Origin of the sequence: Psychrobacillus sp. NPDC093180, assembly GCF_044754065.1 — a bacterium.
Classification (GTDB): Bacteria; Bacillota; Bacilli; order Bacillales_A; family Planococcaceae; genus Psychrobacillus.
Window position 1 is genome coordinate 204,683 of record NZ_JBIVOJ010000006.1, and the last position, 25,805, is coordinate 230,487.

Annotated in this window: 26 protein-coding genes; 3 read left to right on the forward strand and 23 right to left on the reverse strand. The window is 38.2% G+C overall.

Features of this window, described 5'->3' with window-relative positions:
• Positions 1 to 30: 30 nt before the first annotated feature.
• The 16 genes from hisIE to ACIP9W_RS11125 all read right to left on the reverse strand — a co-directional run bounded on the left by hisIE (position 31) and on the right by ACIP9W_RS11125 (position 17,725).
• Positions 31 to 657, reverse strand: coding sequence for a bifunctional phosphoribosyl-AMP cyclohydrolase/phosphoribosyl-ATP diphosphatase HisIE (gene hisIE / locus ACIP9W_RS11050; protein WP_400789172.1), 627 nt, complete (start codon positions 655 to 657; stop codon positions 31 to 33).
• The gene (gene hisF / locus ACIP9W_RS11055; RefSeq protein ID WP_400789175.1) at positions 654 to 1,409 is read right to left on the reverse strand and encodes an imidazole glycerol phosphate synthase subunit HisF; all 756 of its coding nucleotides are present in this window, start codon (positions 1,407 to 1,409) and stop codon (positions 654 to 656) included. The genes hisIE and hisF overlap by 4 nt, the downstream gene beginning before the upstream one ends.
• A complete protein-coding gene (gene hisA / locus ACIP9W_RS11060; RefSeq protein WP_400789178.1) occupies positions 1,403 to 2,146 on the reverse strand; it encodes a 1-(5-phosphoribosyl)-5-[(5-phosphoribosylamino)methylideneamino]imidazole-4-carboxamide isomerase in 744 nt (247 codons plus the stop codon). The genes hisF and hisA overlap by 7 nt, the downstream gene beginning before the upstream one ends.
• Positions 2,147 to 2,417: 271 nt before the next feature.
• Positions 2,418 to 3,014 carry an imidazoleglycerol-phosphate dehydratase HisB gene (gene hisB, locus ACIP9W_RS11065; protein ID WP_282241922.1) on the reverse strand — a complete coding sequence of 199 codons (597 nt, stop codon included), beginning with the start codon at positions 3,012 to 3,014 and terminating at the stop codon, positions 2,418 to 2,420.
• The gene (hisD, locus tag ACIP9W_RS11070; protein WP_400789181.1) at positions 3,011 to 4,294 is read right to left on the reverse strand and encodes a histidinol dehydrogenase; all 1,284 of its coding nucleotides are present in this window, start codon (positions 4,292 to 4,294) and stop codon (positions 3,011 to 3,013) included. Before hisD ends, hisB begins: the two co-directional genes overlap by 4 nt.
• A 9-nt stretch (positions 4,295 to 4,303) precedes the next feature.
• The gene (hisG, locus tag ACIP9W_RS11075) at positions 4,304 to 4,933 is read right to left on the reverse strand and encodes an ATP phosphoribosyltransferase (protein ID WP_400789183.1); all 630 of its coding nucleotides are present in this window, start codon (positions 4,931 to 4,933) and stop codon (positions 4,304 to 4,306) included.
• Entirely contained in the window at positions 4,926 to 6,104 is a 1,179-nt protein-coding gene (locus ACIP9W_RS11080) for an ATP phosphoribosyltransferase regulatory subunit (RefSeq protein WP_400789185.1), read from the reverse strand. Before ACIP9W_RS11080 ends, hisG begins: the two co-directional genes overlap by 8 nt.
• A 179-nt stretch (positions 6,105 to 6,283) precedes the next feature.
• Positions 6,284 to 6,793, reverse strand: a complete 510-nt coding sequence (locus ACIP9W_RS11085; RefSeq protein ID WP_400789188.1) for an acyltransferase — start codon at positions 6,791 to 6,793, stop codon at positions 6,284 to 6,286.
• Positions 6,790 to 7,446 (reverse strand): pyrophosphatase PpaX, encoded by a 657-nt coding sequence (gene ppaX / locus ACIP9W_RS11090; protein ID WP_400789190.1) that lies wholly within the window; start codon positions 7,444 to 7,446, stop codon positions 6,790 to 6,792. The genes ACIP9W_RS11085 and ppaX overlap by 4 nt, the downstream gene beginning before the upstream one ends.
• Entirely contained in the window at positions 7,443 to 8,381 is a 939-nt protein-coding gene (locus ACIP9W_RS11095; RefSeq protein ID WP_282241927.1) for a nucleoside recognition domain-containing protein, read from the reverse strand. Before ACIP9W_RS11095 ends, ppaX begins: the two co-directional genes overlap by 4 nt.
• Positions 8,382 to 8,399: 18 nt before the next feature.
• Complete coding sequence (lgt, locus tag ACIP9W_RS11100) at positions 8,400 to 9,209, reverse strand: prolipoprotein diacylglyceryl transferase (protein WP_282241928.1); 810 nt, start codon at positions 9,207 to 9,209, stop codon at positions 8,400 to 8,402.
• A 24-nt stretch (positions 9,210 to 9,233) separates the two neighbouring features.
• On the reverse strand, positions 9,234 to 10,169 hold the full coding sequence (hprK, locus tag ACIP9W_RS11105) for an HPr(Ser) kinase/phosphatase (RefSeq protein ID WP_400789193.1): 936 nt from the start codon (positions 10,167 to 10,169) through the stop codon (positions 9,234 to 9,236).
• A gap of 1,103 nt (positions 10,170 to 11,272) precedes the next feature.
• On the reverse strand, positions 11,273 to 12,394 hold the full coding sequence (locus tag ACIP9W_RS11110) for a DUF4097 family beta strand repeat-containing protein (protein WP_400789195.1): 1,122 nt from the start codon (positions 12,392 to 12,394) through the stop codon (positions 11,273 to 11,275).
• 102 nt (positions 12,395 to 12,496) lie between these two features.
• Positions 12,497 to 15,364, reverse strand: a complete 2,868-nt coding sequence (gene uvrA / locus ACIP9W_RS11115) for an excinuclease ABC subunit UvrA (protein WP_400789198.1) — start codon at positions 15,362 to 15,364, stop codon at positions 12,497 to 12,499.
• 5 nt (positions 15,365 to 15,369) lie between these two features.
• On the reverse strand, positions 15,370 to 17,352 hold the full coding sequence (uvrB, locus tag ACIP9W_RS11120) for an excinuclease ABC subunit UvrB (protein WP_400789201.1): 1,983 nt from the start codon (positions 17,350 to 17,352) through the stop codon (positions 15,370 to 15,372).
• Between the two features lie 133 nt (positions 17,353 to 17,485).
• On the reverse strand, positions 17,486 to 17,725 hold the full coding sequence (locus ACIP9W_RS11125; RefSeq protein WP_282241933.1) for an IDEAL domain-containing protein: 240 nt from the start codon (positions 17,723 to 17,725) through the stop codon (positions 17,486 to 17,488).
• 178 nt (positions 17,726 to 17,903) lie between these two features.
• Between ACIP9W_RS11125 and ACIP9W_RS11130 the strand changes: the two genes are divergently transcribed.
• Positions 17,904 to 18,446 (forward strand): competence protein ComK, encoded by a 543-nt coding sequence (locus ACIP9W_RS11130; RefSeq protein WP_282241934.1) that lies wholly within the window; start codon positions 17,904 to 17,906, stop codon positions 18,444 to 18,446.
• Here ACIP9W_RS11130 and ACIP9W_RS11135 read toward each other — a convergent pair.
• Both ACIP9W_RS11135 and ACIP9W_RS11140 read right to left on the reverse strand, forming a co-directional pair.
• Positions 18,443 to 18,808: a YhjD family protein gene (locus tag ACIP9W_RS11135; RefSeq protein WP_400789204.1), complete on the reverse strand. Its 366-nt coding sequence runs from the start codon at positions 18,806 to 18,808 to the stop codon at positions 18,443 to 18,445. The genes ACIP9W_RS11130 and ACIP9W_RS11135 overlap by 4 nt on opposite strands.
• Before the next feature lie 257 nt (positions 18,809 to 19,065).
• Positions 19,066 to 20,295 carry an EAL and HDOD domain-containing protein gene (locus ACIP9W_RS11140; RefSeq protein ID WP_400789206.1) on the reverse strand — a complete coding sequence of 410 codons (1,230 nt, stop codon included), beginning with the start codon at positions 20,293 to 20,295 and terminating at the stop codon, positions 19,066 to 19,068.
• 284 nt (positions 20,296 to 20,579) lie between these two features.
• On the opposite strand from ACIP9W_RS11140, the gene ACIP9W_RS11145 reads away from it, so the two are divergent.
• Together ACIP9W_RS11145 and ACIP9W_RS11150 are read left to right on the forward strand one after the other, a co-directional pair.
• Complete coding sequence (locus ACIP9W_RS11145; protein ID WP_400789209.1) at positions 20,580 to 22,016, forward strand: FAD-binding protein; 1,437 nt, start codon at positions 20,580 to 20,582, stop codon at positions 22,014 to 22,016.
• The gene (locus ACIP9W_RS11150; protein ID WP_400789211.1) at positions 22,013 to 22,543 is read left to right on the forward strand and encodes an MFS transporter; all 531 of its coding nucleotides are present in this window, start codon (positions 22,013 to 22,015) and stop codon (positions 22,541 to 22,543) included. Before ACIP9W_RS11145 ends, ACIP9W_RS11150 begins: the two co-directional genes overlap by 4 nt.
• Positions 22,544 to 22,678: 135 nt before the next feature.
• On the opposite strand, the gene ACIP9W_RS11155 is transcribed toward ACIP9W_RS11150, so the two are convergent.
• From ACIP9W_RS11155 to ACIP9W_RS11175, 5 genes are read right to left on the reverse strand one after another with little or no spacing between them, the layout of a single operon-like run.
• The gene (locus ACIP9W_RS11155) at positions 22,679 to 23,479 is read right to left on the reverse strand and encodes a class I SAM-dependent methyltransferase (RefSeq protein ID WP_400789214.1); all 801 of its coding nucleotides are present in this window, start codon (positions 23,477 to 23,479) and stop codon (positions 22,679 to 22,681) included.
• A gap of 10 nt (positions 23,480 to 23,489) precedes the next feature.
• A complete protein-coding gene (locus ACIP9W_RS11160; protein ID WP_400789216.1) occupies positions 23,490 to 23,930 on the reverse strand; it encodes a GNAT family N-acetyltransferase in 441 nt (146 codons plus the stop codon).
• Complete coding sequence (locus tag ACIP9W_RS11165) at positions 23,921 to 24,718, reverse strand: aminoglycoside adenylyltransferase domain-containing protein (RefSeq protein WP_400789219.1); 798 nt, start codon at positions 24,716 to 24,718, stop codon at positions 23,921 to 23,923. Before ACIP9W_RS11165 ends, ACIP9W_RS11160 begins: the two co-directional genes overlap by 10 nt.
• Positions 24,719 to 24,733: 15 nt before the next feature.
• Positions 24,734 to 25,297: a DJ-1/PfpI family protein gene (locus ACIP9W_RS11170; protein WP_400789221.1), complete on the reverse strand. Its 564-nt coding sequence runs from the start codon at positions 25,295 to 25,297 to the stop codon at positions 24,734 to 24,736.
• A gap of 56 nt (positions 25,298 to 25,353) precedes the next feature.
• On the reverse strand, positions 25,354 to 25,791 hold the full coding sequence (locus ACIP9W_RS11175; RefSeq protein WP_400789222.1) for a GNAT family N-acetyltransferase: 438 nt from the start codon (positions 25,789 to 25,791) through the stop codon (positions 25,354 to 25,356).
• Positions 25,792 to 25,805 lie beyond the last annotated feature (14 nt).

The window sequence follows — 25,805 nt, forward strand, 5'->3', positions numbered from 1 at the left end:
TTAGTATAATCTTCAGTATATCATAAAGTATTATTTTTTATCGGCTTTCTCTTCATGTCTTTTTTGGAGTACTTGTAGCAAATCATAAAAGTTGACTTGTTGATTTTGTAATAGGACGAGCAGGTGATAAATTAGATCTGCCGCTTCCCATTTCAACTCTTCTGCATCATCGTTTTTAGAAGCAATAATAACTTCGGCAGACTCTTCCCCCACTTTTTTACAGATTTTATCTACGCCTTTTTCGAATAGATACGTCGTATACGCTCCTTCTGGCATTGTTTGCTGTCTTTCCTTAATCGTATTAATAAGTGAAGTGACCACATTATATCCAACTGTCTCGTCAAACTTTTCTAAACTGTTATGGAAGCAAGTATCCTCCCCAGTATGGCAAGCAGGTCCAGTAGGTAAAACTTCTACCACTAAAGCATCTGAGTCACAGTCCGTACGAATAGATACTACTTTTTGTGTATTTCCCGATGTTTCTCCTTTATGCCATAATTCTTGTCTACTTCTGCTGAAGAACCATGTTTCTTTTGTTTCTACTGTTTTGTTATACGATTCCTCGTTCATATAAGCGAGCGTTAGTACTTCACGTGTTACGGCATGCTGTACAATTACTGGGATAAGTCCATTGTCATCATATTTTAAGTTGGTCATTTCACTTCGACTCCTCTTTCACGTATGTAATTTTTCACTTCAGCTACACTCGTTTCTTTGAAATGAAAAATGGAGGCTGCAAGCGCTGCATCCGCATTTGCTTCTGTAAAAGCCGCCAGTATATGTTCGACATTTCCAGCTCCACCACTGGCAGTAACAGGAATGGAAACAGCTTCCTTCACTTGTTTCGTAATCTCGATATCATAGCCATCCTTTTCCCCGTCACGATCCATGCTTGTCAGTAAGATTTCCCCTGCCCCAAGCTTCTCTACTTCTTTCGCCCAGTCTACCGCTTTCCAGTCCGTTTTCTTTTGACCGCCATGTGTGTAGACGAACCAGTCCTGCTCTTCCTCCGACCACTTCACGTCAATAGCAACGATAATTTTATTGGAACCGAAAGCTTTTGCACCTTCTGTAATAACAGCAGGATTGCTTATTGCCGCACTATTGATGGATACTTTGTTTGCACCAGCATCCAGTAGCTGTTGCATATTTTCCGTAGTACGAATTCCCCCACCGACGATTAATGGGATAGAAATTTGAGCTACTGTTTTTTTCACTGCTTCTAGCATCGTATCACGACCTTCCACAGACGCAGAAATATCTAAAAATACGAGTTCATCTGCTCCTTCTTTATCGTAGAATGCAGCTAACTCCGCTGGATCTCCAGCGTCTCTTAGTCCGACGAATTGAATTCCTTTTACAACACGCCCATCTTTCACATCTAGACATGGGATAATTTTCTTTACCATTTTGTAACCTCCTGTAATGCTTCTGTCAATGTGAAACGGTTATTGTATAATGCTTTTCCTGTAATGACCCCACGCACAGTCGTATCCTTTGCCAGTTTTGCTACTTCTCCTAAATCTTCTAGTGAGCTTATTCCACCTGAAACGATTACGGATAACCCTGTTGCCTGTGCAAGCTCTTTGTTTGCTTTTAAATTTGGCCCTTGAAGTGTTCCATCGGTTGCGATATCTGTAAAAATAACATGCTTAGCACCTTTGGAAGCAAAATACTGACCTACTTCTATAGCAGATTGAGAAGATGTCTCAAGCCAACCATGAGTCGCTACCATGCCGTCTTTTGCGTCTAAACCGATGACGATTCGGTCACCGCCAAACTCTTCTAACAATTCTACTACTAGCTCTGGCTTTGCTATTGCAAGACTTCCGATAATGACACGCGTTACTCCGTTCGTTAAATAAAAACTCACATCTTCCTTTGAACGAATACCTCCACCAATTTGCACGCTGACAGGAAGCTCCTTAGCGATTCGGATAACTTCGTTTGCATGGATCTTCTCTCCATCTTTTGCACCATCCAAATCGACTAGATGAATCCAAGTCGCTCCTTCATCTGCAAATTTTTTAGCCATATCAAATGGCGAATCACCATAAATTGTTTCTTGCTCATAATCTCCTTGATATAAACGGACACATTTTCCACCTTTCATATCAATTGCTGGATAGACTTGAATGGACGTCATTTTATTTCCCCCTATTAATCTGTCTAGTCTTCAGCGCCTTGCTCCTGCGCACAGCTCGTCGCAGAAGAACGTTGCCCCTCGGGGTCAAATGTGAAAAAGCTGCTCCTGCGCAAGCTCGTCGCAAACAAAATAGCTTGTGGTGGCTGGGGAGCTACCTCCTTGGCCCGCACGATGCGGGTTATGTCTGCCTTGCCACACGATGTGGCGCACTTGGCAGACCTACCCCGTCCACATTTGCCTGTCAGGGCAGACATAGGCGATTCCGCTTTTCTTATGTAAGCAGTCCTTTTGTCGAAGGTACACCCTTCACTCGTTCATCTTTTGTAATCGCATCATCAATTGCACGAGCTAGTGCCTTGAAAATAGCTTCAATCATATGATGTGTATTGACTCCGTAGTGAACGATTACGTGTACATTCATCCGTGCTTCCAGTGCAAATTTCCATAAAAATTCATGTACAAGCTCCGTATCAAAATTCCCAACTTTTTGCGTAGGAAATTGAGCGCGGAATTCTAAGTGTGGTCGGTTTGAAATATCAATTACTACTTGTGCTAATGCATCATCCATTGGCACAAATGCGTTTCCGTATCGTTTAATGCTTTTTTTATCTCCTAGCGCTTCTTTTACTGCTTGACCAAGTACGATTCCGATATCCTCTGTTGTATGGTGGTCATCGATGTGTGTATCGCCATTTGCTTTGATCGTTGCGTCAAATAAGCCATGCTTTGTAAATAAATCAAGCATATGATCCATGAATGGAACGCCCGTATCAATTTCCGCTTTTCCTTCCCCATCTAAATCGATTTCCACCCACACTTTTGTTTCATTGGTCATTCTGTCTATTTTCGCCGTTCTTTTATTTGTCAATTTAAATCCCCCTTCTCCCAACTTCTCGATTCGACCGAGCGTGCATGTCCTTCTAATTGTTCCAGTCTTGCAAGGCGTGCTATTTTTGGATATTGCGCTTGCCACATTTCTTCTGAATAATAGACAACGCTCGTTTTCTTTACAAAATCATCGACGCATAGTCCGCTTGAAAAGCGTGCTGTGCTATTAGTAGGTAACACATGATTCGTACCAGCAAAATAATCTCCAACTGGTTCACTGCTAAATCTACCGATAAAAATGGCGCCGGCATGATTGATTTTTTCTGAAACTGCTTCTGCATGCTCCGTCATAATTTCTAAATGCTCTGGTGCAAGCTCGTTAATTGCTGATATAGCTTGTTCTAATGTCTCGGCAATATAAATACATCCGAAGTTTTCAATAGAAGCTCTAGCTATTTCTTCTCTAGGAAGTTGTTTCAATTGGTTTTCCACTTCTATTGCAACTTGCTGTGCTAGTTTTTCACTCGTTGTCACTAGCACTGAACACGCAAATCGGTCATGCTCCGCCTGCGCCAATAAATCCGAAGCTACCTCGTCTGCATAAGCCGTATCATCCGCAAGTACCGCTATTTCACTTGGTCCTGCAATCATATCGATCGCAACTTTTCCAAACACTTCCCTTTTTGCAAGTGCCACGAAGCTATTCCCTGGACCTGTAATTTTATCCACCGCTTTAATTGTTTCAGTTCCGTAAGCTAGAGCTGCAATTGCTTGCGCTCCACCTACCTTATAGATTTCTGACACACCAGCAATACGAGCTGCTACTAATACAGATGCTGGTAGCTTACCATCTTTTGATGGTGGTGAAACAATCACTACCCGTTTCACCCCTGCTACAAGTGCTGGGATTGCATTCATCAACACGGACGAAGGATACGCTGCTGTGCCTCCAGGAACATAGAGCCCTACCGCATCAAGGGCTGAAATTTTATATTGAATATAAGAGTTCTTAGCTAATGGGAAATCTATATTTGGTCGTGCTTGCTGTGAGTGAAATAAACGGATATTGTTAGCCGCTTCTTCTAAATCTTCAATCAATTGCGGGTCGAAGCTAGCGAATGCCTCATCCACTTCTTCTTTGGTTACTTGTAAAGAAGCTAGCTTAGCACCATCCCATTTTTCTGTATAAGCAAAAAGGGCTTCGTCTCCCTTTTGTTTCACTTGCTCAATTACCTCACGCACCGTCTCTAAGTGATTTTCATTTGCCTGTTCCACAGAACGTTGCAAGGAAATTGCATTTGTAAGCTTTTCTATTTTCATAGGGCTCCCCTACCTTTTGACCAATTCGTTTTTTAATTGTGCAACAAATGCACGAATCCGTTCACTTTTCACTCGATAACTTACAGGATTGACGATTAAGCGAGAAGATATATCGACAATTTTTTCATATTCGACTAACCCATTTTCTTTTAATGTTTGACCAGTGGAGACAATGTCAACGATGCGATCGGCTAATCCAATCATCGGCGCCAATTCAATAGAACCATTAAGTTCAATAATTTCCACTTGCTCTCCCTTTTCTTTATAAAAGTTCGTCGCAATAGTCGGATATTTCGTCGCAACTCTTGGTGCTATTTCGTTCATCATCGTATTAGGTAGTCCTGCTGTTGCAATATAACAATTACTAATATGCAAATCGAGTAATTCATGAACATCGCGTAGCTGCTCTAATAGCACGTCTTTCCCAGCAATACCGATGTCAGCAACTCCATGTTCCACATAAACTGGAACATCCATTGGCTTCGCTAGTATAAATTGTATTCTTTCCTCTGGTGCCTCGACAATCAGCTTTCTAGAGTCATTAATCTCTTTTGGAAGATCAAACCCAGCTTCTACAAATAATTCATATGCTTCTTCGAAAATACGCCCTTTCGGCATTGCAATTGTTAACTCATTCACGTAAAGAACCACCTTCTGAGACAATTAGTACTTCATCAAAACTTTGTTTATACACATCCAAATCATGAACACTTTCTATATATTGAAGCGTTACACGTTCCGCATTGTTTCTTCTTGCTTCCGCAAGTACATTGGCCTTCAAATAAGCACCTTCTGTAAATAATAGAAGCGTATGCTTTTCTTCGACATCCCTTTTCGGCAACACTTCCAAAAGTCTGTCTACTCGTATACCAAATCCCGTAGCCCCTACTTGCTCATCGAACTGCTTGAATAATTCATCGTATCTTCCACCGTTTCCAATCGGGAAACCACTTCCAGCCGCATAAATTTCAAACAACATGCCTGTGTAATAACTCATATGACTAGCAAGTGAGAAATCGAAGGAGACAATGGATGGATCTTTTAATTGAAGTTCCAATAAGCGCTTTAACTGCTCCAGCTGATCGATCAAATATTGCTGTTCATTCGTTAAATAGGCTCGGAAGTTTTCAAATACTTTAAAGTCAATCGTATAATCTATTAACTTTGTGAGATTCTCTTTTTGTTCTTGTAATAGTCCTAGATTGTCTAACTCCTGCTCGAAACCTACGAAGTTTTTTTCTACTAATAGCTGTCTTAGCGCGTCTACCTGTTGCACTGTATTCGTATTATTCGTTAGAAAGGCCGTTAATAATCCTGCATGTCCTATCGTAATTCGAAAGCTCTCTACACCAAGCGCCTTCACAAGCTCTACTGCTGTATGAATAATTTCACTATCTCCATATGCACTAAAATCACCGATTAGCTCTAGTCCTAGCTGTTCGAACTCTGCTGGACGACCACCTTCTCTTTGCTGTGCCCGGAAAACATTTGCATAATAAGCAAGACGCAACGGATTTTTTTCTTTTAGTAGCTTCGATGCTGCAATTCTTGCAATAGGAGTCGTCATGTCTGGACGCAATACAAGCGTTTCTCCTTGATTGTCTACTAGTTTAAAAAGTGAAGATTCGTCAATAGCTGAAGCTTTTCCGATTGTTTCAAAATATTCAACAGATGGCGTTTTGATAAAATCGTAACCTTTGTTTCGTATAAAGTTTCTTGCCGTTGAACGTATATATTCTTTTTGCTCGTTTACTTCCGGAAATGAATCTCTCATTCCTAGCGGTTTCTCGAACATTTGAATTTTACCCATTTCACCACTCCTTATATCACTTCATCATGCTAGAGTACTAATATGTTAAATTATATAAATTTTATCCTATATTACTCATTTCGTCAATCTATCCGTTAGTTCCTTTTAGAATATTAAGAAAAACTATCTATTTGCTCTATAGAAAAAAGCTATCCTCCACATGAAGAATAGCTTTGTTGTTATTTATTATTTCTTTCCATCATTTGTTCCTTCGTATAAATAATGCGCATCGGATTTCCTCCGACAAAACATCCTTCGGGAACGTCCGCATTAACTAGAGTAGCTGCGGAAACGACTGCGTCATTCCCAATCGTAACACCAGGTAAGATTGTAGAATTCGCTCCGATTAACACACGATCTCCGATAATTACATCACCAATTCGATACTCATCAATCAAATATTCATGCGCTAATATCGTTGTATTATATCCGACTATTGTGTTATCCCCTACTTTGATTCGTTCAGGAAACATGACATCTACCATCACCATCAACGCAAAAGACGTTTCTTTTCCTACTTTCATTCTAAGAAACACACGATAAAAAAAGTTTTTCCAGCTTAAAAATGGAGAGTATCTCGCTGCTTGTATGAAAATAAAGTTTTTCACTACTTTCCAAAAAGGAACTGTATCATATACATGCCATAACGAATTCGCACCACTTACAGGATATCTTTCCGTTCTCCTCATACGGTCTGCCCTTTGGCAATTTCGAGAAGTTCACTTATATGATGAATCATATAAGTTGGCAGGTAAGTTGCTAAGAAAGCTTCTCCTTTCACAGACCATGCGACTGCAGCTGTATCTACTCCCGCTCTTTGTCCACCTACGATATCATGTAAATTATCACCGATCATTAAGGCGTCTTCTTTTCCAACGCCAAGTCTTTCAAGCGCAAGCTCAATTGGCTCGGGATCTGGCTTCGCATTTTTAACATCATCTAGTCCAATGATTGTGTCAAATAAATTCTCACATTTCATCAGGTTAATCCCTCTACCAATCATTTCTTTTCTTTTTGTCGATACGACCGCTAGTTTGTAGCCTTCTTCTTTTAATTTGTACAATGTTTCGACAACCCCATCAAACGGTACAACCATATCATCATGATGCTGAACATTCCATTCACGATAAGCTGCCATAAGTGATTCCGTTAGTTCTGGATTTATGGCATGGAACGTTTCTTGTAGCGTTGGTCCGAGAAATGGTAAAACACTATCTCTATCATATTTCCCAGGAAATTTTTCTCCCAAAACATGTAAAAAAGATTGAATAATAAGCTCATTCGTATCTAGCAGTGTTCCATCGAAATCAAACAATAGTGCTTTATAAGCTTTTCCCTTCATAGTGTAACCACCTCCTCTTGCTTTCTTTGCTCCGCTTTACGCCATATGTAAGCGACAATTATCGTCAATACAAACGCTGTCACGAGACGTATTAAAAATAAAGGCAGAATTGGCACGCCTAATGGTATAAAGATTAACGTATCCTCAACGACAGCATGACATGCCACTAAAAAGATAAAGGCAAGTGTCGCATCCTTTTTACTTACTCCATCCTCCTGCACTGCCTGTATCATCACTCCAGCGCCATATGCAAGCCCTATTGTAAGCCCCGCAACAAGTGTTAAAGAGGCATTTTGCTGAATGCCAATAACTTTCGTAAATGGGGCAATCTTCTCGGAAAACTTCTGCAAATAATTACGGTCCTTTAACACTTGGATAATAATCATTAATGGGATAACAATTAGTGCAAGTTGTAAGACCCCAAAAGTCGCTTTTTGTAAGCCAAGTAAAATAATCTCTCCCCAACCATCAGGAATTTTTTCCGTACTTGCAATTGCACCATACTTAGCGATTTCTCCACCACCATGCCAAACTAAATTGATAACCACGGCGGATAAAATAGCTAATCCAAAACGAACGACTAAAACAACCCAAAGTTTTACTCCTACACGCAGCGCAACGCCTGTTTCGATAAAGATATTATGTGAAAATGACAACATCGTCGCTAATATAAATACTTCTTTCACCGTCAAATCCAGTGAAAGAATTCCTGCTATACCCGCATAGAGGTTCAATGCATTTCCTAAAACGAGTGGGATAGCTGCTTCCCCTCTAAGCCCGAGCAGACCCATAAAAGGCGAGATTAAATCGATGATCCACGGGAGAACTGGAGTATACTGCAAAATAACTACGATTAAAGTAATCGGAAAAATCACTTTACTTAATGTCCATGTAGTTTTTAGCCCTGCTAAAAGTCCCCTTTTTAATGTCCCCACACAATTCCCTTCTTTCCCTTACTTGTCCTGATATCGAACGACTGGTTTAACCGTCATTCTTCTATATACAAACAAAATAATTGCAATCGCAATCGTTACTAAAGAAATAACCTGAGCTTGTCGTAAATCTCCTATTAAATAAAGGCTATCTGTACGCATTCCTTCAATAAAGAATCGACCTACTGAATACCAGGTCAAATAAAATAGGACCATTTCTCCGCGACGTAAATTTACTTTACGTAGAAGAATTAGAATGATAACTCCGATTAAATTCCATACCGATTCATATAAAAAAGTAGGATGATAATACTTACCATCAATATACATTTGATTAATAATCCATTCGGGAAGCTTTAAGTTTTCTAAAAAGCTTCTCGTTACTTCCCCACCATGTGCTTCTTGGTTCATGAAATTTCCCCAGCGCCCAACTGTTTGTCCGATTAAAATACTCGGAGCAACAATATCCGTAACTTTCCAAAAAGAAGTACCCCTCTTTTTCGTAAAAATGTAGGCAGTGATAAACGCTCCAATTAAAGCTCCGTGAATCGCGATTCCACCATTCCAAATCTCAATGATTTTGCCAGGATTCTGCCCGTAATAATCCCACTTAAAAATAACATAATAAATTCGAGCACTAATAATCGCGATTGGTACAGCCCAAATTAGTAAATCAGTTAAATAATCAGGATGAAATCCACGTTTCACCATTTCTTTTTGTGCTACTAAAAAAGCTATAATTATTCCGAACGCAATAATTATACCGTACCAACGCACTTCTAATGACCCTAATGAGAAAGCCACCGGATCTATCGCTTGTAATAAATTCATATGTAACTCCCTTCAACTGACTCCTCAGTAATTTGATTCACCGTTTTGACCTATCACATCATCTAATCGTTTTGCAAAATCTTCTGCAGCGTTAATGCCCATACGTTTTAATCGATGATTCATCGCCGCTACCTCAATAATTACAGACAAGTTTCGACCCGGTCGAACGGGAATAGTTAGCTTTGTAATAGCTGTATTTATAATTTCTATTTTCTCTTCTTCAAGCCCTAATCGATCATACTTCTTTTTCTCATCCCATATTTCAAGCTCGATAACTAATGTGATACGTTTAAATTTTCGAATGGCACTCGCGCCAAAAAGCGTCATAATATCAATAATGCCTAACCCTCGAATTTCAAGAAGATGCTCGATTAACGCCGGCGCACTCCCAACTAACGTATCTTCCCCTTCTTGTCTAATTTCCACACAATCATCCGCTACTAAACGATGTCCCTTTTTCACCAATTCCAAAGCAGTTTCACTTTTACCAACACCGCTTTTACCAGTAATTAGGACTCCGACTCCATATATATCTACTAAAACTCCATGTACTGCCGTCGTAGGAGCAAGCATGCTTTCTAAAAAGTTAGTTAGCATACTAGAAAATCTTGTAGTAGGCATAGTTGTGGTTAAAACAGGAACTGAGTTTGCATTGGAAGCAAAGATTAACTCTTCTGGTACTTCCATTCCATGTGAAACGATAATCACTGGAGTATCTGATGCACACAGCTTCATCATTCGCTCGCTTTTTTCTTTTGCTGGTAATAATGCAAAAAACGAAATCTCTGTTTTCCCCATTAGTTGAATACGATTGGATGGATAATGTGTGAAGTAACCCGCCATTTCAATTCCTGGTCGAGAAATATCGCTAATTGCAACGTGGCGTCCAATCCCTTCCTCCCCGCTTACTAATGAAAGATTGAACTTTTCTTTTATATCCTTTGTCGTCACATGAGGCATATCTCTCCACTCCTTTCATGCATCTTTTCCGCACATAGTTCTTATTTTAGCATGATTAGTGATCTTATTTGTATTCATTTATCTTATGCTCCCCTATTTATTAGCGGATGGCTTACCGGAATAGTACAGGACTCCCTTTGTATAGCAGAAAAGTAAGTAATACTATGTAGCCCTTTGTCTAAATAAGCGATAGATATGGAAGATTGGGTATCCAGTAAATGGCTTAGGGCAACCAGATTATGGAGGAGAGCAATCAACCGGCCCTGGTAAGCAACTAGTTCACGTCCCAAAGCAACTAAATTAGCTCGAGAGCAACCAAATTGCTACTGAAAGCAACCAGTTCTTAATATAACAAGTGTACTTGAAGTGAGACGAGGATAGATAAGGCTGATTATCTAAATAAGCAGTGGATATGGAAGATTGGTTATCCAGTAAATGGCTTAGGGCAACCAGTTTATGGAGGAGAGCAATCAATCGTTCATAGTAAGCAACCAGTTCGCGTCCCAAAGCAACTAAGTTAGCTCGAGAGCAACCAAATTGCTGCTGAAAGCAACCATTTCTTAATATAGCAAGTTTACTTGAAGTGAGACGAGGATAGATAAGGCTGATTATCTATATAAACAGTGGATATGGAAGATTGGTTATCCAGTAAATGGCTTAGGGCAACCAGATTACTACTGAGAGCAATCAATCGATCATGATAAGCAACCAGTTCGGGTCCCAAAGCAACTAAATTAGCTCGAGAGCAACCAAATTGCTGCTGAAAGCAACCATTTCTTAATATAGCAAGTTAACTTGGAGTGAGACGAGGATAGATAAGGCTGATTATCTATATAAGCAGTGGATATGGAAGAGTGGTTATCCAGTAAATGGCTTAGGGCAACCAGTTTACTACTGAGAGCAATCAATCGATCATGGTAAGCAACCAGTTCACGTCCCAAATCAACCAAATTGCTGCTGAAGCAACCAGTTATTAAAATAACAAATTGACTTGAAGTGAAAAGCCGATAATTATCAATCCGTATCCCTAAAAGTTTTGCTTCTTCCCAAAAATAAAAGCCGCAAGAAGCGTTATGCTTCTTACGGCTTTTGAATGGTTGTTATTATTCGCTGTCTACTGTATATCGTACAAGCACGGATCCTGTTTTTGCATCTCCGTATACTTTTAGCGGTTCTGCTTCAGCATCCACTATTTTAGTGAATCCTACTCTTTTATTTAACAATTGTTCGAATTGGTTAAGTTGCGTGACATCTGAAAGTTGCACATCAATTTTTCCAATTTGCGTAGTTGTTTCTCCTTTTAACGATACATCTTTCGGTACGTACAATTCAACAGTTCCTGCAACAGCAGTACCTTCGATTTTACGTGCTTCCTTGTCTTTTGTCGTTAAAATGACATGCCCACTTACCGAAGAACCTTCCAATTCCTTCAGTTTTCCATCTACATAAATACGACCATTCATCGTTTCTACTTCGATTGAATCACCAACAACATCTTGGACTTGTACGGCTCCGTTTACAGTTTCAAGGTCTGCGCTTTTAAACTTCAATGCATCTAATGTTATTTTTCCGTTCGTTGTTTTTAGCTTAAACGAGTTTGCTTCCAAGTTCTTTGCGACAAATTCACCATTGAACAATCGAGCTGAAACATGATTATATGCTTTTTTCGGTACATAGAGCATTACTTGAACTGAAGTTGTTTTCATATCGCTGTATACACGCAGTTTATTTCCCTCAGTAGTGAAAATAAATTCTTCCGCAAAGCGTGCTTTCGCTTCCTCTTCTGTTGAGTTTCTGAAAGATTTTACTTTTACCGTCGCATGCGCGTAAGTTTCTTCTGTTGGATAAATTTCTATTTTACCATTCGCTATATTCACAGAAATATCATCGAAAGACGCTTGGTCTTTAACTAAGTTTTCTTCAAAAATAACCGGCTCACCAAAAGGCATCTCGAAGTCAAACTCTTTCATCTTATCCACAGTTCCTTGCATAAACTGCATAAAACGTTCACCCATTACGGTGAAATCACGTTTTAAGTCTTCTATAAAATCGGCGCTTTGGTGCTTGTTTTGTGCATGTGTTTGTTCTTGTTTTGGTTCTTCTTTGTCTAATGAAACGATAGGTGTTGACTGTTTTCCAAGTTCCTCTAGTAGTGCCAATGCTTCTTGTGCAGTAATCGTGCCATTTTCAACCATATCTAAAATACGTTTACGTTCTTCTTGCATAGTGAAAGGCCTCCTCATAAGTTTAAAATATAAAACGAGTTACTTACCCTATTAATTACGTTTAAACTTCAATAAGGTTTCATTTAGATTGAACAGTTATTTTTACTTCGTAGAAGCTACGGTAATAACTTCATCCATTCGTTTTCGATCACGCTCAAGAATAGGTTTTAGATATCTACCAGTATAAGAATCTTTTGCTTCGATAATTTTCTCTGGTGGTCCAACCGCTACTATCGTCCCGCCTTTGTCTCCACCTTCAGGTCCTAAATCAATCATATAATCGGCGGTTTTAATCACATCTAAGTTATGCTCGATAACGAGTACAGAATCACCATTTTCCACGAGGCGTTGCAGGACGATAAGTAAACGAGCAATATCATCGACATGTAAACCTGTAGTTGGTTCATCTAAAATATAAAATGTTTTTCCGTTGGATCGTTTATGCAATTCAGAGGCTAGCTTTACGCGCTGTGCTTCTCCTCCGGAAAGAGTAGTTGCTGGTTGACCCAACTCCACATAACCTAGTCCAACATCGACTAGTGTTTGCAGTTTTCGACTTATTTTAGGATGGTTTTCAAAAAATACTAAGCCATCTTCCACTGTCATTTTCAAAACTTCTGCAATATTTTTCCCTTTGTATTGTACTTCTAATGTTTCTCGATTATAGCGTTTCCCATGGCAAACTTCACAAGGCACATAAACGTCCGGTAAAAAGTGCATCTCAATTTTAATGATTCCATCTCCGCGGCAAGCTTCACAGCGTCCACCTTTTACATTAAAACTGAATCTACCTTTTTTATATCCTCTTACCTTTGCTTCATTAGTCGCTGCATATAAATCTCTTATATCGTCAAAAACGCCTGTATAGGTTGCCGGATTGGACCTCGGTGTACGGCCAATTGGAGATTGGTCAATATCAATCACCTTTTCCAGTTGGTCGATGCCTTCTACACTTTTATTTGCTCCTGGTTTTACCTTGGAACGATTTAGCTTAGAAGCAAGCGATTTATACAGAATTTCATTCACTAATGTACTTTTCCCAGAACCAGATACACCTGTTACTGCTGTAAATACACCTAATGGAATATCTACATTGACATTTTTTAAGTTATTTTCATTTGCACCTTTAATTTTAATATATCGTCCATCGGGCTTTCTGCGCTCCGTTGGAAGAGGGATAAACTTTTTACCGCTTAAGTATTGACCAGTAAGCGAATTTTTGTTTTTCATAACTTGTTCTGGTGTACCTGCAGCAACGATTTCTCCGCCGCGAATACCGGCGCCAGGCCCAACATCGATTAAGTAATCCGCCGCCATCATTGTATCTTCGTCATGCTCTACAACGATTAAGGTATTCCCAATGTCACGCATACTTTTTAATGTCTCGATTAATCGATCATTATCACGTTGATGCAAACCAATCGATGGCTCATCCAGAATGTATAATACACCTGTTAGCCTTGAACCTATTTGTGTAGCTAGACGAATCCGTTGGGCTTCCCCCCCAGATAATGTTCCAGAAGCTCGGTTCAATGTTAGATAATCGAGTCCGACATTTTCTAAAAATCCAAGGCGCTCATTAATTTCTCTTAATACTAAACGAGCAATTTGCATATCTTTTTCAGACAAAGTTAATTCGTGAAAGAATTTATTTGCTTCTTCAATAGAAAATCGCGTTATTTGACCTATATGCAAAGAGTCTACTTTTACTGCTAATGTTTCTTTTTTCAAACGGTATCCTTTACAGGTTGGACAATCATGTTGTCCCATATATTTTTCCATTTGCTCGCGGATATAGTCAGAGGATGTGTCCTTATATCTGCGTTCGATATTAGCTAAAACGCCCTCAAATTGAATAAGACTGTCGCGTACTTGACCAAATTCATTTTCATAGCGGAAACGAATCTTATCTCCGCCTGATCCGTACATAATTTTCTTCCACTGATCTATCGGCAATTTTTCTACCGGCACATTCATTTTGATTTTGTAATGTTTACACACAGCTTCTAATAATTTGGGATAATATTGTGAGCTTGTTGGCTGCCATGCAACAATGGCACCCTCTTCCAACGTCATACTTTTATCAGGTACAACGAGTTCTGGGTCTACTTCCAGCTTCGATCCTAAACCATCACAATCGGGACATGCACCAAATGGGCTGTTGAATGAAAACATCCTTGGTTCCAGCTCACCTATCGAAAATCCACAAATCGGGCATGCATGATGTTCGCTAAATAAAATTTCTTCATGCTCCATTACATCAATTAATACACGACCGTCCGCAAGTCGAAGTGCTGATTCAAGCGAATCGCTTAACCTTGCCTCTACTCCCTCTTTCAGAACGATTCTATCTATTACTACTTCAATATTATGTTTTTTGTTTTTATCTAAATTTATATCATCATCTAGGTCAGTGATTTTCCCATCTATTCGAACACGTACAAAGCCTTGCTTTTTCATGTCTTCCAATAACTTTACATGCGTTCCTTTACGTCCGGACACAATTGGCGCCAGTACTTGCATTTTCGTTCTTTCCGGATACTCACCTAGTCGATCAACCATCTGTTCAATCGTTTGAGATGATATTTCAATTCCGTGTGTAGGACAGATTGGCTTTCCGACACGCGCAAATAACAAACGTAAATAATCGTAGATTTCCGTTACTGTCGCTACAGTAGAGCGTGGGTTTTTACTTGTTGTCTTTTGGTCGATAGAAATAGCTGGAGATAGACCTTCAATGACGTCGACATCCGGTTTATCCATTTGGCCTAAAAATTGTCTTGCATAGGCCGATAGTGATTCTACATATCGGCGTTGACCCTCAGCGTAAATAGTGTCAAATGCTAAAGACGATTTACCAGATCCCGACAATCCTGTCATAACAACTAGCTTATCTCTTGGTATTTTTAAGCTGATATTTTTTAAATTATGTGCCCGAGCACCTTCTATAATAATTTCTTGGTTTTTCACTTGGTTCACCCTTCCAACTTCAGTTCAAGGATTGCATCACGTAATTGTGCTGCCCGTTCAAAATTAAGTGCTTTAGCAGCATCTTTCATTTCTTTTTCTAAATTTTGTAGCAATGTATTTTTTTCTTCTTTCGTTAGAGGTTTTCCACTTGTTAACTGCTGTGCATAACTCGCTTTCTCTTCCGCCACTTGCGTTGCACGAATAACCTCACGAATTTTTTTCTGAATTGTTTTCGGTGTGATCCCATGCTTTTCGTTATATTCCATTTGAATTGTACGACGTCGTGTCGTTTCATCCATCGCTTTTTGCATAGAATCTGTTATTTTATCTGCATACATGATTACTTCACCATTTGAATTTCTCGCCGCACGCCCGATTGTTTGGATTAATGAACGCTCCGAGCGTAGGAACCCTTCTTTATCTGCATCTAAAATTGCCACTAGAGACACTTCTGGTAGGTCGAGCCCTTCCCTTAACAAGTTGATTCCGATGAGGACATCATATGTTCCTAAACGAAGATCCCTTATTATTTCAATTCGCTCTAATGTTTTTACTTCGGAATGTAAGTACTGTACTTTTATGCCGATTTCTTTTAGATAGTCCGTCAAATCTTCTGACATTTTCTTCGTTAATGTCGTAATTAAGACACGCTCATCTTTTGCCGTGCGTTCCTGAATTTCATTGATCAGATCATCAATTTGTCCTTCAATCGGCTTCAATGTAATAATCGGATCCAATAACCCAGTCGGGCGAATGATTTGTTCGACCATTTCAGGTGTATGTTCTAGCTCATAAGGACCTGGGGTTGCAGATACATACACTGCTTGATGGATATGGTCTTCAAATTCACTAAAAGTAAGTGGTCTGTTATCAAGTGCTGACGGCAAGCGAAAACCATGGTTTACTAATACTGATTTCCTTGCTTGGTCTCCATTAAACATTCCTCTTACTTGTGGTAACGAAACATGGCTCTCATCCACTACTAATAAAAAGTCTTTTGGAAAATAGTCTAATAATGTATATGGAGTTGCGCCTGCTTCTCTTAAAGTAAGATGGCGAGAATAGTTTTCGATCCCCGAACAAAATCCCATCTCCTGCATCATTTCTAAATCATAGCGTGTACGCTGCTCTAGTCGCTGCGCTTCTAGTAATTTATCCTCATCACGTAGGATTTTTAATTGTTCTTCTAATTCTTTTTCAATATTCTCTATTGCAATCTTCATCTTTTCTTCTCTTGTAACGAAGTGAGATGCCGGGAATATGGCTACATGTTCACGCTCTGCCATTATTTCTCCTGTGAGTGCGTCTACTTCACGAATTCGATCAATTTCATCACCAAAAAACTCGACACGAAGACATTTTTCATCTCTGGATGCTGGGAAGATTTCGACAACATCCCCACGTACACGGAAAGTTCCTCTTGTAAAATTAATGTCGTTTCGTTCATATTGGATGTCGACTAGTTTTCTAAGCAGTTGGTTTCGCTCAATTTCCATTCCTGTCCGCAAAGAAACGACCAGTTCTCTGTATTCCTCTGGATTCCCGAGCCCATATATACAAGAAACAGATGCAATAATGATGACATCTTTTCTTTCAAATAAAGATGATGTAGCAGAGTGTCGAAGTTTATCAATTTCCTCGTTAATGCTGGAATCCTTTTCAATATACGTATCTGTTTGAGGTACGTATGCTTCCGGTTGGAAATAGTCGTAATAACTAACAAAGTATTCGACAGCATTATTAGGAAAGAACTCTTTAAACTCGCTATATAGCTGTCCTGCAAGTGTTTTATTATGCGCCATTATAAGGGTTGGCTTATTTGTTTGCTGGATGACATTTGAAATCGTAAATGTTTTCCCAGTACCCGTTGCCCCGAGCAATGTTTGATGTTTTTTTCCTTCTTGTACACCTTTTACTAATTCTTTTATTGCTTCTATTTGATCCCCTGCTGGCTCATACGGAGCTTGCAAATCAAAAATTTGTTCCATACATAAGCCTCCCACGATTTGAATATTTTCAGTTTAACATACTCTTTTTTTGAACACTAATAAAACGAACGTATGTTTTTTCACTTTATTATTTGCGCAGAATAAAAGCCGCTTAAGTGTAAGCGGCTTCCTTCTATTGCTTTGGATTATTTAACTGCTGCAAAGCATTTGTATATTGCATAAATGCTTTTTTGTCTTTCTGATCCAGCGCCTCGTCTATCAATCTCAATAATCGATTACTACTTTGTTCCCGGTGGATAATGTTCAAAAACATATCAAGATAAATTTCGTTCAACAGTTTTTCTGCAGAGCTTTCTTTCCCAGGCTGACCCATTGCTCTTAAAAATTCTGCATATGAATATTGTTTGTCCATTTCCATCACCCCGATGCCTTTTTTCCATTATATAAAAGCTGAACGTGAGTTGCAATCATTTTTAGAAAATTTAGATTTTATAGCCAAAAATAACAATTTTAAAAATTCGACAAATTTACTTGATTTTTTCCCATATTTATCTATAATCGAGTTATAACAGCCTAAGGAGTGAATGTATATGTTCAATAAAAAAGACGAAAAACCTTTCCTAGTTTCATTTGATACCGCTGTACTTCAACCAGTTGTAATTAATAACAAAGTTTTTACCAAAGCCATTAGCTATTCGGGCGAAACCAAAATAATAGGTAAAAGGCCATATGATATTGTCCGCTCTTCCTGTTCCCATTATGGTTCTAACATTCAACTATCCACTAAATTATCGAAACAAGCTATTGGAAACTATTTAAAATTACCAATTCTTATCGCATATGACTATGGAAATCCCTGCATTTTACTTCCCATTCTTTCTCCAAAATCTGATTTAAACGTATGGTTTTCTCTTGGAGCCATCGAATCATTTTATCCTTCTGAAGGAGGCTCTACAATCGTTTTAACAAATGGACAAACAATCCAAGTACCTTCTTCTCCACATACGATTAGCCGACAAGTTGGATTTGCTAACCTACTAAATATGCACTTGTTAAGAAGAATGAGTCACCTGGTGAATAATGGACTTGTTCCTTCTCGCGGACCTTTATTTCAAAAAAACTTTTTTAATTAATGTGCAGTCTCTACAATCGCCAAATACACGGTGAGTAGTTCTTCCACCCGATTGCGGAGTCGGACATTTAAGTAACGACGATGTTCTTCATAGCCTCCATGAAAAAATACATATTCGGTGAACATATCATCACCTTCTCCGCGAAGAACTTTCATACTGTGCCTTTTCATATAAATATGCGTCTTTTTTAATTCACTTTGAACATGCTTTGTGGCTCCTTCTACCATAGCTACATATGGACGTTTTAACTTAAAGGGGCCTCTTTCAAAAATCATTCGATCCTTTTCTAAAATAGTTAATACCATTGGGAGATAAATCATGTTTTCTAAATAAGGGATGGCCTCTTCCGGTATCAATGGCATATCGCATTCTCCTTTTAAGGAACATTTGTTCTCATTATATTGTACTACTTTTAGAAGAAAATGCAACAATTTAAAAACGTTACTTTTTGGAAAAAATGAATAACGATTACTAGTAGAGTATTCGTAAGCCGCCTCCCTAAATCTTGATGATAAATTTAATAAGGCATGTTATTTCTATACGGTACGGTCCTTGTTAATATGTCTTAACATATTTATTTGAGTACAACAAAAAAACTCCTAGCCAACATGACTGGGAGTTAGTTTGTGATTTCAGTTGCAAAGCGTCTTGCTTCTAGATAGAGAGCATTTAATGTGGAATGATCGATGCTAAGCAAGGCTGCTCCAACGATCATATCATTCCAGCGGACCTCATCACATGCAATCGCAAGTTCCAGAAAAGGAGTCATTTCCGTTTTAGTTCCAGAAAGTGTTTCTGCCACTTCATCCGAAAGTGGTAGATCTTGCAGTAAATGAATCATCGGCCGATGTAATAATGTGTCTATTAAAGAAAACATACCTACTAGGAAATACTCAGAAGCATTTTGTAAAAATTTACGCCTTGCTAATAATTCACAGAGTTTTGCTCGAAACAATGATGCTTCAATAAGAGCCATACCATCACCTGAATGATTCTTTTTAGATTCACGTAGTAATAAAACATATAACCAATGGTTCAATTCCTCCAGTCCAAGGATGAGCACACCTTGCTTGATGGAACGGACTTTAGATTTGGAACGGACTGCAGGGGAATTAATCATTTTTAATACTTTGAAAGAAAGTGATACATCTCGTTCGATTTCATTAGAAATTTCTTCTACGGAAACAGAGTTATTCCGCAGCAAATTGATAATCCGAAAATATTGCGCTAAATTTGCTGGAATCTCTGATCCTTTTATCACTTCAGGCTTTGCAAAGAAGTAACCTTGAAAAAGTTTATAACCGGCAGCCCTCGCTTCATGAAACTGTTCTCTTGTTTCCACTTTTTCAGCTAGCAACACGATGTTCGGATAATTGGCTTTGACGATTCGTTCAATGGCATATCGTTCCGTTCGAGTGCTTAATAGAAAATCTACTTTAATATAGTCTACAAGAGAAAATAATTCTCCGTATAAATTCACGTTCTTTTGTAGGACAAAATCATCCAAGGCGATCAAAAAGCCAAGGGATTTAATCTCTCGCAGATCCTCAATTAAAGCTGTCGTAATCGGAATATCCTCCAAAATTTCAACCACAATTCGATTCGCCGGAAATTTAGAAAACACTTCTTTTTTTAATAAATTCTCCGTAAAGTTAATAAAACATAATTTTTCCCCTGCTAGTTCATTAATACCTATTGTTAAAAAGGAATGCGTTAGAACATCTAAAGTTGCTTCATCCCCTGCTATCGTAGGAAAAGAATTGTCCTGTCCATTTCTATACAATAGTTCATATGCAAATATATGTTCATCTTGAGTAAAAATCGGCTGTCTTGCAACGAAAATGTCCAAGTGAATACCTCTAATCCTTTAAATTTCATTAATATAATTGTAACAAATCAGAATATGAAAATCGATCAACAGTTAGAAGGATTAATGGAATATGACAGACTATTACTAAAACGATATGTTGTGTAGGGGGAACCGCTTGTATCCTATGGAATTAAGTCACGGGTGTTCTTGGCTTAATTATCATCTAGTAAAAGCTACCAAATAGTTAATTGGTAGCTTTTACTAATTTAGTAGATTTATTAAAATGGTAAAGTAAAGTTTTATTTGAAAAGGAGGAGAGGCAAATGTATAAATATCGCTATTTTGCGATTATTTTATATGTCACGATATTTATTGGCTCTTATCACTTATTTCAAATCCAACTGTCCAATCCAATTATAGAAGATCACGGACGTCTTTTGCCTGTTAAAATGAAAGCAATAAAATCAAGTAATGATGAAGAGAAGTTACGAAAAGTTATACTAGATGCTAATAAAAATAATGATCCGATTTCTATTGGCGGGATGCAGCATAGCCAAGGCGGGCAAACACTCTACCCAAATGGAATTCTCCTCGATATGAAAAGCTATAATAACATTTTAGAGCTTGATCAAGAGAAAAAGCTTATCACTGTACAAAGTGGCACAACTTGGGCCGATATTCAGTCTTATATCAATCCATATGGCCTTGCATTAAAGGTAAGTCAGTCTCAAAATATTTTCACTGTTGGCGGTTCCTTAAGTGTGAATGTACATGGTCGGGATATTGCATATACCTCTTTGATTGAGTCTGTAGAATCTTTTAGATTATTGAATGCGGAAGGCAATATTTTGCATGTCAGTCGACAAGAAAATCCTGAGCTCTTCAAGCTCGTCATTGGTGGTTATGGATTATTTGGAGTCATTCTTGATGTTAGTTTGCAATTAACAGACGATGAACTTTATCAAATTCGGACAACATCCCTAGCTTATGATGAATACAGTGCTTATTTTAAAACGAATGTCCTTCAAGATGAGGCTGTTAAAATGCATTTAGCAAGAATCTCTGTTGCACCAGAAGGCTTTCTAACCGAAATGTATACAACCGATTACTACAGGGCCGATGATCCAGGACAGCTGGAATTTAATAGCACATTAAAACGGGAAAGTCTAATTGCCATCCCAAAATTCTTTCTTGGTTTATCCAGATTAAACGGCTGGGGGAAAAATCTACTTTGGAAGACGCAAGAAGCATACAATCACCGAATAGATGATTCCTATATATCGAGGAATAATGTTATGCGTTCTGAGTCTACCTTTATGGAGTATGAAAATGTAAACAAAACGGAAGTATTACAAGAATATTTTGTGCCAGTCGATCAATTTACTTCTTATATTGACGATTTAAGACAGACCCTTGAACAGGAAGAAGATTTTAATTTATTGAATATTACCGTGCGCTATGTAAAGAAAAATGAAGAAGCGGTCATGTCCTACGCAAAAGAGGATATGTTTGGACTTGTAATGCTTATCAATCAAGGATCAAGTGAAGAAAGCATCGAAGAATCTGGTAGAATTATTCGCAAAATGATTGATATCACTTTAGATCACGATGGGAGTTATTATCTTCCCTACTATCACTTTCCTACTCAAGAACAATTGGAAGAAGCGTACCCTAGAACAGAGGAGTTCTTTAACATGAAGAAAGAATATGATCCTGATGGTCGGTTCATGAATCTTTTCTATGAGGAGTATCATAAATGAATTACAGAAGATTTATTATCTATCAAGGCAGCATCGGAATGGCATCCAGTATGATATTTCCATTTTATGTGCTGCTTCTAAAAAATGTCGGTCACAGTTATTCACAGTTTGGTTGGGCATATGGACTATTTGCCCTTACAGCGGCTGTGAGCTACCCAATAATCGGTAAGCTCGCAGATAAAACAGGTGATAAAGTTCTATTGATTATTTATTCTTGGGGAATGGCGCTGATTTTACTCATTTTTCCGCTCGCTTTTGAGATTTGGCATGTTTATATCCTTCAAGTGGTGATGGGATTGCTCGGTGCCGTTCAAAAAAACTCGGAAAAAACAGTCCTAGCCCGAAATGTTCAAAAGGAAACGGCCGGAAGGGAAATCGGGCAGTATCATATTTGGACGTCTGTCAGTGCTGCAATCGCTATTATAGGAACGGGGTATTTAGTAGATTTTTTAACAATCGGCAGTATTTTTTATTTAGCTTCGATTGTATTTGCTTGGAGCGGGTTTTATATATGGAAAGAGGGGTGATCTAATGATTTCATCCCTCTTTCCTGTTAGAACTATGAAGTTATGCGGTGGTCAAATATAGTTATGTGGTACTCAAATAGGTTTATGTGGTACTCAAATAGGTTTATGTGGCATTCAGGTACAGTTATGTGGTACTCAGACCTTTTTAGCAATTAACGTATATAACCCTGGCATCTTGTTCTCAATTCCTTCAGCTGAATCAGCTGGAAATGCCCACCTCACCCCCGCTTCTTCCTCCAGATAATTAATATGGAATCCAGCATTTGAAATGGCCGTAACAATTTCACCTAAAGTCCATCTTCGAATAGTCACTTTCTTCAAATTAGCCCGCTCTTCCTCTGACAGCAGAAAACTATAAGCAACATCTTCTTCCACAACTTCTTCACTAAAATAATCGCCGTTCGCAATCATCTTACCTTCTTCAATGTTCACCAACTTCGAAACAAAAGGATGATAATCTCTTAAGATGAATTGTCCACCAGGTTTTAGTGAATCATAAACTACTTTAAATAAAGGAAATAAATCTACAAAATAATGTAATACTCCTAATTCTAAAAGAACGACATCAAAATCGATTAGCGCTTCATCGTCAGGAACTTCTAATATATCCGAAACTATGTATTTTATATTCACTTTTGCTTCATTCGCCAATTCCATCGCATATTTCTTATTCTCTTGCGAAATATCTACGACCGTAACCTCTGCTCCTAATAAAGCAAAAGATACTGCTTTATTTCCTTTTGACCCTAAAAGATTAGCAATTTTTTTACCTTTTACCTCACCTATGAACTTTAAATAGTGTGCTACTGCATTCGTAGGGTTTGCTATTAACTTTTTAGCATATTCTTTTGGGGTGCCATGGCGGTTTGTCCAAGCTTGATAGGCAGATTGGTTCCACCCTATTTGGTTTACATGACTAATTGTTTTTTGTTCCATTTTACACCTCCTATAAATATAAATAATGAGTAGATTTTTTATATTTTCCTTCTTTGCTAAATCCCAATGAAGTATAAAACCTATCTGCTCTTTCCGTATCTGTATGCAATACCAATACATCAAAATAGCGCCTTGCATTGGAAATAATCTCGTTTAATAAAAGCGCTCCTAATCCCTTCCGCCGATAATCGGTCGCAACATAAAACCTTCTCAGCCTACCAATTTTTTGATCTACCGTATATGGATCTATCGTAAGTCCTCCGATAGCTACAAGAATTTTATCTCGGTTATAAACTCCGTATAAACATTCCCCTGGCTTCTCAAAAGTATTTGTACCCTCCTTATACTCATTGGTAAGCCTTTCTAGAAATCGAAAACCTTCTTCCTTACTCTCTTTTACTAAAGGGATTAGATCCACAGCTAACAAGTTCTCTATTTGTTTTACTTCCAATTCGCTCCCCCCAACAGCTCTTCCACTTCTCTTTTCAAATAATCTCTTATAAGTAATAAATGTGTTGATTGAATAAGAGGATTTTGTTCGGTACTAGCATACGCTGCGACAACTTGTCGAATTGTCCAGTTAAACTCTTGCGGAAGATGACGAAGACCCCATTTTCCCGCTTCTTCTTTAGAGGAAATTTTATCTTCTTTTAAATACCAATAGACTCTAATCAAATTTAACGTACAGTAAACAGGATTTAGCGTGATGTTATTTAGACAGTATTCATAGTCAGTAAGGATGGATGAAAGATAATCGGCTTTTGGAACGGTGGGAAATACTTTGTTAATCGGCTTTCCCCATATACATATTCCACAATAATTCGTAATCATAATATGGGCAGCTAAATCAGCATCATTCTTTGGCATCTCGTTCAATAAAACCGTTTCTTCTTCATAACTACTTCTCCAATATTCACTAAAATGAAAATCAAATGGAGTAGGATATTCCCAATCTTTCAGTTGTGCTTCGTTTAAAAAGCTGACTTCCACAGGAAATGGATGATTGGAGCATTTTAGAAACATCTTTGCTAGCAGTTTTTTTCTTTCTATGGAGAGGGGCGTTGTAGTCACAACTAATATATCTATATCACTACTTTTAGGATTAAATCCTCCTAGCGCTAGTGAACCGTGTATATAGAATCCTACTAATTCCTCTGCAACAATTTCCTTTGTTCTCTTAAGTAAATGATAAACAAACCCTCTCGTTTCCTTTGTACAAGTTTCCCAATTATAGCCCATGTATAATTCCCCTTCTTACATACCTTTGCAAAACTTCAAAAGCGAATCATATTGCTTTTCATCCTGGAATAGGTCAAGCATTTGTCCTACCGAAACTGCAAACTCAGCAAATGCTGTACCTTTAGCTGTAATAATCTGATCACTAACTTCTATATCTTTTCCAGTATAAAGGGAGCGTGAAAAAATGTTTTCATTATAATCAAAGGTGCTCTGGTTACATGTGAATTCTCGTCCTTCCAAAACCCCTGCTTTACCTAGTAATACTGCAGAACCACATATGGAAGCGATAGGAATAGATAAATTAAATGCTTCTACTAATTTAGCAGTAATACTCTCTTCATTTATAATATCGGGGACGCCATCTCCCCCTGGAATAAGAATTAATGAAAAATCAGATACATTGATATCCGACAAAGCTCCCTCTGCTTTTGTCCATAGTCCACCAACACTTTCTACATCTTCTCCATCAACGGATACTGTAGTAACCGTATATTTACCGATCTTTCTTAGTAAAAATAGAGCATGTGCAATTTCAAAATCTGCATATTGAGGATAGGCAAAGAATAATATCTTTTTCATTTATAAAACTCCTCCTACAATAATATTTCTAGCTTTGAAATATTGACTTACACTCATCAAATCGAAAAATAATAAAAGTAAGTGGACTCTTTTATAAATCCGATTTTCTCATATAGCTTTTGCGCATTCACATTATCTGCAGCCGTCTCCAGTAAAATACCTTTTGAACCGGTTTCTTCAGCGAATGCAATTGCCTTTCTTATTAACTTTTCAGCTACTCCTTTTCTTCGTGCCGTTTCTTTCACATATAAATCATTTAGCACCCAAGACTTTTGCATGCTCACTGATGAAAAAGATGGAAATAATTGTGTAAAGCCAACAGGATTCCCTTCATCGAAGGCTAGGAAAATAACGGATTCATTTTTTATTAATCTTTCTTCTAAAAACTCTCTTGCGCCTTTAAGATCTGATGCTTGTTTGTAAAATTTTCTGTATAAGTCGAAAAGTTCCACTAGGGAATCAAGATCATTACTCGTTGCTTGATGAATGTTCATGTATGATAAACTCC